The sequence below is a fragment of the Marinibactrum halimedae genome (assembly GCF_021234875.1).
In the GTDB taxonomy this organism is placed as follows: Bacteria; Pseudomonadota; Gammaproteobacteria; order Pseudomonadales; family Cellvibrionaceae; genus Marinibactrum; species Marinibactrum halimedae.
This window is the reverse complement of sequence record NZ_JAJQVM010000021.1, coordinates 59,433-71,653: the sequence shown is the minus strand read 5'-3', so window position 1 is coordinate 71,653 and position 12,221 is coordinate 59,433. Positions and strand designations below refer to the sequence as shown.

The window sequence follows — 12,221 nt, the reverse complement described above, 5'->3', positions numbered from 1 at the left end:
CACCGCTCCTTAGAGATAGACTCATCATTATTGTTATAGTGGAGAAATTGTTTTCTCATGAGCGTGCAAACGGTGAACATTTGCACTCAACCATCATAAACCCATCACCGGGTAAGGGTATGCCTTTTTAAGCGACAACACCGATTACCGACATGCCAATGCCACAAACGTGGCATTCATTTCACAGTATGAGCCTTTTTGGTTTTTTCTAAAGAAGTCGTTAACCTGAAAACGGCAACGATGCCAGTAACTTGGAAATTTCAATGGATAACTCTTGTTGAGTGAGAGAAGTATCTTGCATGTTCATGGTGGCACTCAATCGCCACACGACTTCTCCAGACTTTTGATCTTTCACATGCATTAATAGGCTTGCTGTTGTCATTACCGGTTTTTTACCCGCTCCGTTTGTCTTGGATTTTGGCGAGAAAGCAAAAAAGAAATCGATCGGCGGAGGTGCCACTCCCTCTTTAGGTTCATAGGATTGATAACCACGTTCTTGTAAGCCCACCTTAATGGCTTTCGCCAAACCAGAAGCCAAGTCTGGCCAAATGGTTTGACAACGTTCATGAGCGGTAATGGACATCCATTTGTAGCGATCAAACTTTGCACTAGGGCTTCGCCATACCTTTTCCAGACGAATCACATCACTCTGCATCGGGTTATAACCACTGTTATCAGCAGACAAACGCACGGATAAATTAATCTTTGAATCCGCCATGCGTAAGGCTTCTTCCCGTGAGATTTTGCCCGCTTCAAATAATTTAATGAGAGCATCATCGAAGGTTTGGCAATCATCGTCACTCTCACTCATGGCATCTTTGATTTTACCCGTCTCCCCTTTCTCAATGAGATCCGCAATGTAGGGGGTATTCATCATAATTTCCGGCACCATCACCCTCTGACCAGAATGCGTGAACACCATACGCTGACTAATAATTGCCACGAGCATGCCCGCTAAATCCTGGCGAATACGTTTATGAGCACTTTGGGGAAATAAATTTTGAACACGATCTAACGCCTGGCTAGCACTGTTGGCATGTAAGCTCGATAAACACACATGCCCCGTTTCCGCCAACCGCAATACCTGGGTGGCTGTGTGCATATCACGAATCTCACCCACCAAAACCGCATCGGGCGCTTCTCGTAAAGCAAATTTCAATGCATCTTCAAAACTGTGAGTATCAATGCCCACTTCTCGTTGGCTAATTAACGATTTTTTGTGGGGGTGAGTGTATTCGATCGGGTCTTCAATGGTCAGAATATGGCCAGCTCGATTCGTATTGCGATAATCGATCATGCTGGCCAAGGTGGTGGATTTCCCCGTTCCCGTGCCACCCACTACCAAAATCAATCCACGCTCCGCCATGGCCACCTTGCGCACCACTGGCGGTAAACCCAACGCTTTAAAACCGGGAATTTCATGTTTTATAAATCGGGCAACCAACGCCGGTGCCCCTTTTTGGTGATAAAGATTAAGGCGAAAGCGACCTACTTTCGGGTATTCCAAACCCAAATCTACCGCAAGATCACGACGAAATTGCTCGGCCTGCTCTGGTGTTAGCACTGCAAAAATCAACTCACTGACCCGTTCCGCACTGAACGGATCATCGCCAATGGGATGGTATTGTCCATCCACTTTAATCGTTGGTCGTGCATTGGCCGTGACGAATAGGTCTGATGCATCGCGCATCACCATGACCGATAACAATCCGGTTAAATCACCCGAATCTTTTTTATCCATTGTATAAAAACTCCTCAACTCAAAGGGGTAGCTGGCTTTTCTGACTTATTTCATTACCATGCCAGACGCGCATTACTATTCAGAAACTTTTTTATAACACTGGCGGGATAACGGTGAATTGATCCATGAACACAGAGTATAGTCAAAGCCCTTTCAACGAGCCCCATGTCTACCTGTGCTTCTACGAGTCTCATGATGACTCGTACAACATCACGGCACGTCAAAATGATCACTTACAGTGGCTCAATAAAGAAGAGCACGAGCGCTGGGCTCGCTTTAAACACTTAGACGCCCAGCAACAATACTTACTCGGAAAAGTAATCGTAAGGCAGCGCTTATCCGAACGGTTAAACCTGCCCAATCATAAAATTGAATTTGAAATTGGGCCACATGGACGCCCTAACCTCAAAGGCATACCCGTTGATTTCAATATTTCTCACACCAAAGGCTTAGTGGCAGTCACTATTGGTACTCAAGGACGTTTAGGCGTTGATGTAGAGCGCACTGCTCGTCGTGGCAACCCACTGGATATTGCAGATCACTACTTTCACCCAAGTGAAGTCAATGCAGTCAACGTTGACCCACAAGAAAACCAACAATTACAGCGTTTTTTTGAGTTTTGGACATTAAAAGAAGCGTACATCAAAGCCTTAGGGAAAGGGCTGCAAAAATCGCTACAAAGTTTTTATTTCAACCTCTCTTCGCGGTGTGGAAAGACTAATGCACCAGGCGCGATCAACTTATTCGATAACGATGTAGATAACCACCATGAATTTAATGCCCAACTCTTTCGCTTCCCAATAACAGCAACGCCTAGCGTACAGAATGAAGGTAAGTCAGGCATGAATTCAAAAATGACGACACAAGCTCCGACACTCGCCACGGCGCCCACTGCCTCATCATTCGAAGAATCGTTTTATTTATCGTGGATGCAATGCGCCCAACCCAACGAAAGCATACCGCCACAAACGCCACGATTTTTTAATGTGTGCAACGACGATACGCTTAAAGCCATGCAATACACACCAACAGCCGAAGCGATACAACAACGTATACAGCCGATGTAAGCGTTCAAGGGGAATCAATAACTAACCTTTTTTCTGCCCCTGATCTTCGACAGGCTCATCATCCGAGAAAGGAACCCCCAATAATTGCTCTGTACCATCGCGCAATTTCTTTTGTGTACTGCTTCGGTCGGCTGCTTTCGGCACAGTGGACTCATAAGCGCGAATCCAGCGGATCATCTGTACCCAAGACTTCTGATCTGCCGGCGATTTTTGCGATAACTCATTGACCCCCAAACCGGCTTCCGCCGCTTTCACATAAAACTGGGTATCTCTCACCTGGGAGACCACAGGAATATCCAAAGTGGATAAAAATTTCTCCAACTTATGAAAGCTCAATGTGTTTTTTCGAATACGATTCATTACCACCCCTAATTTAACGGGGCGACGCCGAAACTGGGGATTAAGCAAGAGCGATTTAACAAAAGCAGCAGTAGCATGAATATCGATCTGAGAAGGAGAGACCGGAATTAGCACAATATCCGTATCAATCAGCAGTTTATCCAATAGAGGAGAGCTTAAACCTGCCGGAGTATCGGTAACCACATAACGCGCTTTCTGTGCCACTTGATGCGTCATCCATGAACGGGTCACTTGCCCACGATCATGAGCTTTGGTTGAGAACCGCGTAATCACAGGTTCCCGCTCACCTCGTAAAGAAAGCCAAAAGCTGGCGCTGCCTTGGGTATCATAATCAAATAAACCTACCGGCCCCAGAAGACTTAAATGAGACAGCAAATTAGTGGTCACCGTCGTTTTCCCCACGCCACCTTTACCATTAGCGATCATAATACGCGTGGCTTTGGGCCTTGAAATAACACGAACAGTGGACGTTGAGCCAGAGGCTTTATCTTGGGGCGAGCGTGTTGTCATGAGGGTGCTGTCATTCGAGTTATGAACCTTAATGGATATCACTTGCCATTCCTGTCTTTACAGCATAACGCAAACCGGTGAGCTTTTGGCCAATTTGAACCCTTTTTGTCATTATGGCTTTTCACACAGAAATCAACGCATAATGATCATCACACCGCTCACCGACCATCAAGCACGTTACCGGTGATACTGGCCGCTCATAAACACTAACCTCTCATGATCTCTTACCACGAAGTACTGAAAACTAGGTACTGACAACTAAACACTTACAACTATTTCGTGACAAAAGGAAACTCGTTTTTATGCATCTCATACCTGAAAACAGTGAAAACCACGATATTTATCGCGTGTTAATCGCCGCCGTGAGCCCACGCCCCATCGCTTGGGTCAGTAGTCACAGTGATGCCGGCACCTTGAATCTTGCTCCGTATTCGTTTTTTAATGTTGTCAGCGTTAACCCTGCCATTTTGGCGTTTGCCCCAATCACCAAACCGGACGGCTCACAAAAAGATACTCTCAACAATATTCGTTCCACCAAAGAGTTTGTGGTGAATATTGTGAGTCGGGATCAGGTCAATGCCATGAATACCACCAGTGTAAATGCCCCAGAGAACGTCAATGAATTTGATATTGCAGGCTTAACACCAGAAGAATCTCATCTCGTTCGCGTCCCGCGTGTAGCCGAAGCCCAAATCAATTTTGAATGCAGCCTGCACGAGTGCATTTCCTTTGGTACCCACCCCGGTGCCGGAAATTTAGTGTTAGGGAAAGTGAAATGTATCAATATTAAAGACAGACTCTATCAAAATGGCCGAATCGACCAAGAGGCTTTAAACGTCGTGGGACGTATGGCTGGAAATGATTATGTGGGCATAGGCGATAAATTTGATATTGAACGCCCAGAGTGGTGAAGTAAATTGGGTGTTTAAGCTGTGGGTTGTGACAGTATGTTCCCGGATTAAACACTTCTCGGCGGCTATGCCGCCGATGAAAACGAAAAGACGTTATGAAACTTCTGTCACGTCCGTATTGGTGGTTAATTGCTCAAGCATTGATGTAATTTTCGCTTCCCACTCATTTTGTTGTTGGCTTAAACGTTCCTTTTCATTTTTTAACGCTTCCACTTCTTCCACTAATTCTTGTCGCTCCATTCTCAATAATTCAATGGTCTCGACCGCTTGTACAATTTTATTTTCAAGTTTTTCTAACGCTTCCATTTTCACTCCAAGGCTGATGGAAAAGTGCCGGATAGTAGCGGCAACCATAGCGCTTCGCAAACTACAAATCTCTCAACTCAAACAATTTATCAGAGAAAGATCGACACAACACATTAACGATTAAAAAACAAACACAACAAACGAAGAAATGGCTATTTAATAACCGCAAGAATGAAATCCGTAAAAAAATTCGCCCAAATGACATATCGCATTTGAAGAATTTTTTATGATCAATTTGGCATGATTTACTCTATTTTCTTCAAAAGCGTGTCTAAAAGTGCGTATTGAACACTAGCCAAAAGCCTCAAATGGCATCAAACCCTCCTCTTTTTTAACCAAAATGAATTCGATGCATCACCTTATGCATAACGAATAAAAAATTGGTCACAAAACAAACTTTTACGTCATTGCAATGACTGATTTTTCACCCCTATAATCTATACCTAGTTGGCAATAATGATTTGAAGTTTATCATTTACACGACCCATCATCGAAAAGAGGTAAAACGAACCACACGGAGAAGTGTATGTTGATGCCCGACCAAGACCAATTTATTCGAAAGCTATGCAAGCCTTGCACAATACAAACCCACTGCCGTCCTCCACGGTATTTGTGTGAATACGCAGCCGATTTTCAACGTGATTCTGTTTCTGAATTTATCAGCAATCGCCGATCCGATGGTCTCAGTGAAATAGACGCCTTGGTAGCCCAAGCCGTTCAAATACCGTCAACCAACTATCCACGCATTTTTAATGTCTGCAGTAAACTACTGCCAAAACTGGCAGTGTGGTTAAAAGGGTTCAACCCTTCTGCCCCCAATCAAGCGTTGCAGCCCAAAAGCCGGGAGAAACACTCTCAGGCTATTCGAGCACTAACAGGCGGTGTCTATTGTTGGTACATGCAATCGGCGGAAGCGGCTATGTCAGCCCCAGCAGCCATTCACCTAATGAAACGCCACCAAGATATCCCTATATCACTGTATCACTATCGGTTTTCCCGCAAAGGCTATCGACTTCAACCTGCCGGTGCCCCTCTGTATCGTGGCGATACCCGAGCCCCAGATACGCTATGGAAAGCCGGTGGGTTTTATCCAAAAATCGATGCGGATGCCGCACTCTCACACGACCCGCATCTTAAAAACAGTAAACCCCAACAAATGATTGTGACCACCAATGATGCGGTGTTAGTAAACCGCTTCGCCTGGCACAACAGCCTATTTTGCCCGGAAGAGTACCATTACATTTTCTATGACCATGATGGCCCAAAGGCCATCACTGGATTTATCTATGAAATCGACAAAAGTGGTCATCAGTGTGTGGAAGTCTCTGGTGTCACACCAGGAAGAGAAGTGGCTTTTTTGGCGATTCCGAATCAATATATTCGCCGATTTCGCATGCGTTTTTATGCAGGCTCACCGCATAATGTCGAGGTCTCAGATTGGATTCCTTACAACCAGCAAGCCATTTCTGATACGCCAATTATTGAGAATAAAGCACAGTGGCGAATGCTCCGCTCTCACTATTTTCAAGAAACACAAGCCATTTCCTGTGGTAATTAATGTGTTTAAACACACCGTCGTAAAAGAATGCAATTCTTAAAGAATACGCTCACCACAAACCAAATACCAAAAACATCAGCGCCGAGCAGACCCCAAGTAACGTTTAAGCTTTTGCCAGCGCAAACTTAATAACCCTACTACCATCACAAAATACACCACTGGCTCGGTAATATCGGCCTTAACAGACCACCAAAAATGAACACCAATCAATAAAGCACTGGCATAGATCCAATTATGAAGTCGCTTCCAGCGCTTACCTAGCTTTCTCACCAATATCGGCAATGACGTAATTGCCAATAACATCAGTAATACCCAAGCGAAAAAGCCAACCGTAATGTAAGGTCGTTTAATGACTTCAGAACCTAATAAAAGAAAGTCAAAATGTAAATCAAACGCCGTATACGAATAGAAATGCGCTACTGCAAACGTGAAACACCACAACCCAAGCATTCGTCTTATACGCATCAACTTACCTTGTTGCGACCACTGCGCTAATGGCGTCACGGCCAGTGTCAGCAATAATAATTTGAACGCACTCATGCCAGTAAAGTGAATAATTGCCTGAACAGGGTCCCCACCTAATTGATCCGTAAAAGCAAAATAAAATCGGCTCATTAAAAAATACAAACACATGGCATGTATGATCGTTTTAATAATGACAATCGATTTATTGCCCAATTGATTGCGCTTGAGCAAACAAGCCTCCTAACGTAAATCAAACATCTCGATATTAACTAGGCGATATTGACTATCAATATCATTGTACTCATGACGATTCATATTAATGACAATGCCCCCACTAACTGGAGGCATTCACCATCAATAAAACCTTCGTAAATCCATTCCGGTATACAAGCTGGCGACTTGGTCTGCATAACCATTAAACGGAAGGGTGGGGATACGCTTATCCGCTCCGAGCCCACCGGTCGTGATACGACGCTCACTGGCCTGACTCCAACGAGGGTGATCCACTTTCGGATTCACGTTGGCATAAAACCCATATTCTTGAGGTGCAGAAAGATTCCAGGTGGTCGGTGGTTGTTTTTCTGTAAGCGTAATTTTTACCAGAGATTTAATGCTCTTAAATCCATACTTCCAAGGCACCACTAAACGAATTGGCGCACCATTTTGTGGAGGGAGTGTTTTACCGTACATGCCAACACTCATCAGCGTGAGGGGATTCATCGCCTCATCCAACCGTAATCCTTCTACGTAAGGGTAACGAATACCACCGCCTAAAAAGCGGCTGGTTTGACCAATCATTTGTTTAGGGTCATACAACGTTTGGAAGGCAACGTATTTTGCTTTGGAGGTTGGTTGAGCTTTTTTCAATAATGCGGCCAACGGGAAGCCCACCCAGGGAATCACCATCGACCAAGCCTCAACACAACGCAACCGATAGATACGCTCTTCTAAGGGATAAGAAAACAAATCCTCATAACCAAGAGTAATAGTGTTTTCCACCTCGCCATCAATGGTTAATGACCAAGGGTCAACCTGAAACGACTGTGCATTTTGTGAGGGGTCAGATTTAGATAAGCCAAATTCGTAAAAATTATTGTGGGTAGTCGCTTTATGTTCTGTCGTTATGGTTTCATCAACACGATGTGATGAGTCGGTATACGATAATGCTTTCTGTGATACCGTAGGCTTGCCCTTTGTTTGATCCTCTCCAGAGAGCCAATCCAACAAACCGGCATTCGCTGCAGGGACACCTCCTAATAAGCTTCCAGCACCAATAAACCCCATGCGTTTTAGCACCGAGCGTCGATTCTGAAACACGGATTCATCCGTTACCTCAGCTTCTGTCAAATCTTGATGTGATTTAGTTCGAATTAACATGAAGACTCCCGTTTCGTTTAGCCTCTATTCATCCGGCGATATTAAAAATACTTTCTATATCGGTATAGGTCGCAGGCAAAAGCAGCCATTAACAGGTAAGACAATGAGTAAGCAACTGCATCAAATGACTATGTCATCACCAGACACTGATCGTTGCTATCTCTACCATCGTGATTATCCCTGCCACCGCCTGCATCAATCCTCACAAAAGCCTAACATTTTACGATGCCATTGCGCGGCATACTCCCGGCCGAGACCTGTTTTCAAAAATCATCAAGTAAGGCAAATCAAACACTACCGGTTACTCTAAAATAACCGCATTCTGAACAAACCACGTTAAGAGAGAAAAATAATCAATGAGCACTCAAAAAAGACGGCACGATAAACATTCTCCTCAGAGCAGCACCGTCAATCCTCGATGGCTTAATCGTTTTCAAACCATCGGTTACACATTGGGGTTAATGGTACTCTCACTGGCCACTTTACTCTCTTCCGCCTGTTCGTCCGTTCCTAAAACCGACTTCAAAGATCGACTTGCCATAGGCGAATCTCAATTTGGTGATACCTTCGAGTTTTTTTATATCCCCTCCAATGGGTGGCTGGCAGATCGTGCTTTTGTTCAACAAAGTAAACACACCACCTTATCCTCCGTTGATGCGAAGCGCTTAAGTAACATTATGGCGAATGGGGAAGAACGTTTAACACAAATTGCCGTGAGCAGTCCCTCTGCCGAAAAAGCTCAGCGTATACTGCTAGAAGCCTGTCAAATTTTGCGTGTACAACGCAGTGACCAACCACTCCCCTTTTTAGAGGTTATGTATATCGGCAAGCCACAATTTAGTCGAGAAATTAAAGAATGCTTTGGTTTGCTGGGGTCAAAATATTTCTTTTCGGATACAGACCTGGAATTAAATCGCCATTCTTAACTTATTTAGTGATGATCCCAATTAACGAAGATCTAGGCTCTAATGGCCCAAATTAAGAATGGCCCAGATTAAGGATGGTCCAGTGAATATCATCCCCCTAGCTTAACCGTTCTGCTGAACACTCAGGCGCAAAATCGCTTCCCACTCTTGTTCAGTCACCGGCGACACCGATAGGCGGGCCTGTTTGAGTAGTGCCATACTCTCTAGAATCGGTTCCCGCTTTATTTCACTGAGTGTCACCGGAGACGAGAAGCGGGATTGATAGGCAACATCCACACAAAACCAACGAGGGTTCTGCTCCGTCGATTTAGGATCAAAATAGTGGCTGTCCGCTTGAAACTGAACCGGGTCTGCATAGGCAGCACGGACTACCTTTGCAATGCCCACTATTGCCGTGGGTTTACACGCACTGTGGTAAATGAAAACGAGATCTCCTTTGGCAACGTCATCACGCAAGAAATTACGAGCTTGATAATTGCGAATACCATCCCACACACCATAGCCTCTTTTCTCCTGAGCAAGGTTATCAATGCTGTACTCATTCGGCTCCGTCTTAAATAGCCAAAATGCCATGCTGCTCTCCATTCTCTCGTTGATCAAAACCCGTATTCTGGACACTGAAAAGGGTTTATGCACGGGAAATTCACCTCACCAAAAAGTAAGAGCTAAACTTTGAACACGCCAAGGCTGACGGCTCGCCGTGCCCTATTCACTCAACCAATAAACTCAGTGAAAAAAGCCTTTTATTTGAGCTAAGATGCGTGCAAAATTGCGCGCCTTTCTAATAGGGCCTTAAGAGTGTACATAGGGCTGAATCCAGACAGCCATGCCTAGACAGACGCGTACTACCAGACGCGTACTACGATAAGGCCTTATCGTTTATCTTGATCAATTAAAGGTAATTCATCATTGACTACTGATTCACTTATTCCATGGTCTACCAAGCTCGCAGAAGAGGTTTATGGCTTAAACCAATGGGGCGCTGATTACCTATCCATCTCATCTCAGGGTGAGGTTATGGTTCAACTCCCCACCGAAGCGGGAATAAGAGAAGTTTCGCTATTGGACATCAGCGAGGGGTTACGACAACGGGGCCTGGAAATGCCTGTCATGGTTCGCATCGAAAACCTCATCGACGGGCAAATCACCTCATTGAATGAGAGCTTTGCGAAAGCCATTAGTGAGTTAGGGTACCAAGCCCCTTATCGTGGCGCATTCCCAATTAAGGTGAATCAACAAAGCCATGTGGTTTCTGAAATTGCCCGGTTTGGGAATCGGTATCACCACGGGCTGGAAGCAGGCTCAAAAGCCGAATTATTGATTGCAATGTCAATGCTCGATAACCGTGAAAGCGTGATTATCTGTAACGGCTATAAAGACGAAGAGTTTATCGACCTCGGCCTACAAATGCGCAAGCTGGGGTTTAAATGTTTTTTTGTTGTCGAAACACCGGCTGAAGTCCCTGTCATTATTCAACGAGCCAAAGCACTCGATGTGGAGCCTTATATTGGCCTGCGCTTAAAATTGTCCACACAAGTCGACGGCCACTGGGCAGAAGACAGTGGTGATCGCAGCATTTTTGGCTTATCCGTGACACAACTGATTCAAATTGTGGACACCTTACGCGATGCCGACATGCTCTCTGCACTCAAACTTGTGCACTTTCACCTAGGCTCCCAAATCCCCAATATTCGCAACATTCGTGATGGTGTACGAGAAGCCTGTCGCTACTACGTCGAATTGATTAATGAAGGCGCCCCTCTGGGCTATCTTGATTTGGGTGGCGGATTAGCCGTTGACTATGATGGTTCCTCTAGTACAGAAGGCCACAGCCGCAACTATTCTCAGGAAGAATACTGCGTTGATATTGTTGAAACGGTCAAGGAATCCCTCGATCCATTAAATATTCCGCACCCAGTGTTAGTGTCTGAGTCAGGCCGCGCGACCGTTGCTCACACTTCGGTATTGTTATTCAATATCTTGGATGTGAGTCGTTTTATGCCGACCCATGAACCACAAGCCCCCGAAGAGGAAGACAACGATGCTATTCTCAATATCTGGACGGCTTATCAATCGGTCAGCCCTTTAACGCTACAAGAGAGTTATAACGATGCTATTTATTATCGGGATAGAGTAAGGGATTTATTTGGTCGTGGTGATATTTCTCTTCGACAACGTGCCTATGCAGAAAATGTCAGCTTGGCGATTTTGCAAAAAATCGTAAAATTACTCCCAAGCCAAAAACGCTTACCAGTGGAACTGGAAAACCTTCCAGAGCAAATGGCCGATATTTATTATGCCAACTTCAGTGTTTTTCAATCATTACCTGATGCCTGGGCCATTAACCAAGTTTTTCCCGTTATGCCGATACACCGATTACAGGAAGAGCCCACTCGACGAGCCATCATTGCGGATCTGACCTGTGATTGTGACGGAAAGCTCGATTTATTTGCCCACCCTGATGGCGCAAAAGAAACCTTACCCCTTCACACACTGAAAAGTGGCGAAGAATATCTTTTAGGGGTGTTTTTGGTCGGCGCGTATCAAGAAACCCTCGGTGATCTGCACAATTTATTCGGTGATACCAACGTCGCCAGTGTAAGGGTTCAACCCGACGGCAGCATTGAATACGTACATGAACTCAATGGCGATACCATTTCAGACGTTCTCAGCTATGTTGAGTACGATACAAAAGAATTATTTACTCGTTTTCGTAAAACCGCCGAGACGGCGGTAAAAGAAGGCCGTATTACCATTCAAGAACGACAGAAAATCCTAGCAGCATTCAAAGATGGGCTTGAAGGCTATACCTATTTCGAACGTTAGATTTGACAATTAAGAACCTAATTTTTTTGATCACCGTTATTTTCAAAAACCATAGTGAGTGAACATAACCGGTGAATAGTAAAAACCAATTTAAGCAACAATCAAAAATAGAATCATCGCTGTGGCGCAATGTTTAGGGTGAATAAGACACCATTGCGACACAGTATTAACCGC

11 protein-coding genes are annotated in these 12,221 nt (G+C 44.7%); 5 read left to right on the top strand and 6 right to left on the bottom strand.

The features are described from left to right. Positions 1–220: 220 nt before the first annotated feature. A complete protein-coding gene (locus LU351_RS13005; RefSeq protein WP_232594516.1) occupies positions 221–1,741 on the bottom strand; it encodes a PilT/PilU family type 4a pilus ATPase in 1,521 nt (506 codons plus the stop codon). A 125-nt stretch (positions 1,742–1,866) separates the two neighbouring features. Here LU351_RS13005 and LU351_RS13000 point away from each other — a divergent pair, with 125 nt between their 5' ends. Further along, a complete protein-coding gene (locus LU351_RS13000) occupies positions 1,867–2,808 on the top strand; it encodes a 4'-phosphopantetheinyl transferase family protein (RefSeq protein ID WP_232594515.1) in 942 nt (313 codons plus the stop codon). A gap of 21 nt (positions 2,809–2,829) precedes the next feature. Here the strand turns inward: LU351_RS13000 and LU351_RS12995 are convergent, their stop codons facing one another. After that, positions 2,830–3,678 (bottom strand): ParA family protein, encoded by an 849-nt coding sequence (locus tag LU351_RS12995; RefSeq protein WP_232594514.1) that lies wholly within the window; start codon positions 3,676–3,678, stop codon positions 2,830–2,832. Positions 3,679–3,980: 302 nt separating this feature from the next. On the opposite strand from LU351_RS12995, the gene LU351_RS12990 reads away from it, so the two are divergent. Continuing rightward, the gene (locus LU351_RS12990) at positions 3,981–4,589 is read left to right on the top strand and encodes a flavin reductase family protein (RefSeq protein WP_232594513.1); all 609 of its coding nucleotides are present in this window, start codon (positions 3,981–3,983) and stop codon (positions 4,587–4,589) included. Between the two features lie 93 nt (positions 4,590–4,682). On the opposite strand, the gene LU351_RS12985 is transcribed toward LU351_RS12990, so the two are convergent. Next, positions 4,683–4,955 (bottom strand): cell division protein ZapB, encoded by a 273-nt coding sequence (locus LU351_RS12985; RefSeq protein WP_232594512.1) that lies wholly within the window; start codon positions 4,953–4,955, stop codon positions 4,683–4,685. Positions 4,956–5,421: 466 nt separating this feature from the next. Between LU351_RS12985 and LU351_RS12980 the strand changes: the two genes are divergently transcribed. Next, positions 5,422–6,453, top strand: a complete 1,032-nt coding sequence (locus LU351_RS12980) for a hypothetical protein (RefSeq protein WP_232594511.1) — start codon at positions 5,422–5,424, stop codon at positions 6,451–6,453. A gap of 75 nt (positions 6,454–6,528) precedes the next feature. Here the strand turns inward: LU351_RS12980 and msrQ are convergent, their stop codons facing one another. Both msrQ and msrP read right to left on the bottom strand, forming a co-directional pair. Continuing rightward, positions 6,529–7,149, bottom strand: a complete 621-nt coding sequence (gene msrQ / locus LU351_RS12975) for a protein-methionine-sulfoxide reductase heme-binding subunit MsrQ (RefSeq protein WP_232594510.1) — start codon at positions 7,147–7,149, stop codon at positions 6,529–6,531. A 123-nt stretch (positions 7,150–7,272) separates the two neighbouring features. Next, positions 7,273–8,295, bottom strand: coding sequence for a protein-methionine-sulfoxide reductase catalytic subunit MsrP (gene msrP, locus LU351_RS12970; RefSeq protein WP_232594509.1), 1,023 nt, complete (start codon positions 8,293–8,295; stop codon positions 7,273–7,275). 356 nt (positions 8,296–8,651) lie between these two features. On the opposite strand from msrP, the gene LU351_RS12965 reads away from it, so the two are divergent. Continuing rightward, the gene (locus tag LU351_RS12965) at positions 8,652–9,221 is read left to right on the top strand and encodes a hypothetical protein (RefSeq protein WP_232594508.1); all 570 of its coding nucleotides are present in this window, start codon (positions 8,652–8,654) and stop codon (positions 9,219–9,221) included. Positions 9,222–9,323: 102 nt separating this feature from the next. Here the strand turns inward: LU351_RS12965 and LU351_RS12960 are convergent, their stop codons facing one another. Next, complete coding sequence (locus LU351_RS12960) at positions 9,324–9,794, bottom strand: EVE domain-containing protein (RefSeq protein ID WP_232594507.1); 471 nt, start codon at positions 9,792–9,794, stop codon at positions 9,324–9,326. A 336-nt stretch (positions 9,795–10,130) separates the two neighbouring features. On the opposite strand from LU351_RS12960, the gene speA reads away from it, so the two are divergent. Next, the gene (gene speA, locus LU351_RS12955; protein ID WP_232594506.1) at positions 10,131–12,047 is read left to right on the top strand and encodes a biosynthetic arginine decarboxylase; all 1,917 of its coding nucleotides are present in this window, start codon (positions 10,131–10,133) and stop codon (positions 12,045–12,047) included. Positions 12,048–12,221: the final 174 nt, after the last annotated feature.

Excerpts from the sequence above, each read along its gene's own strand:
- LU351_RS13005 (WP_232594516.1), bottom strand. The coding sequence starts at position 1,741 with ATGGATAAAAAAGATTCGGGTGATTTAACCGGATTGTTATCGGTCATG.
- LU351_RS13000 (WP_232594515.1), top strand. The coding sequence starts at position 1,867 with ATGAACACAGAGTATAGTCAAAGCCCTTTCAACGAGCCCCATGTCTAC.
- LU351_RS12995 (WP_232594514.1), bottom strand. The coding sequence starts at position 3,678 with ATGACAACACGCTCGCCCCAAGATAAAGCCTCTGGCTCAACGTCCACT.
- LU351_RS12990 (WP_232594513.1), top strand. The coding sequence starts at position 3,981 with ATGCATCTCATACCTGAAAACAGTGAAAACCACGATATTTATCGCGTG.
- LU351_RS12980 (WP_232594511.1), top strand. The coding sequence starts at position 5,422 with ATGTTGATGCCCGACCAAGACCAATTTATTCGAAAGCTATGCAAGCCT.
- msrP (WP_232594509.1), bottom strand. The coding sequence starts at position 8,295 with ATGTTAATTCGAACTAAATCACATCAAGATTTGACAGAAGCTGAGGTA.
- LU351_RS12965 (WP_232594508.1), top strand. The coding sequence starts at position 8,652 with ATGAGCACTCAAAAAAGACGGCACGATAAACATTCTCCTCAGAGCAGC.
- LU351_RS12960 (WP_232594507.1), bottom strand. The coding sequence starts at position 9,794 with ATGGCATTTTGGCTATTTAAGACGGAGCCGAATGAGTACAGCATTGAT.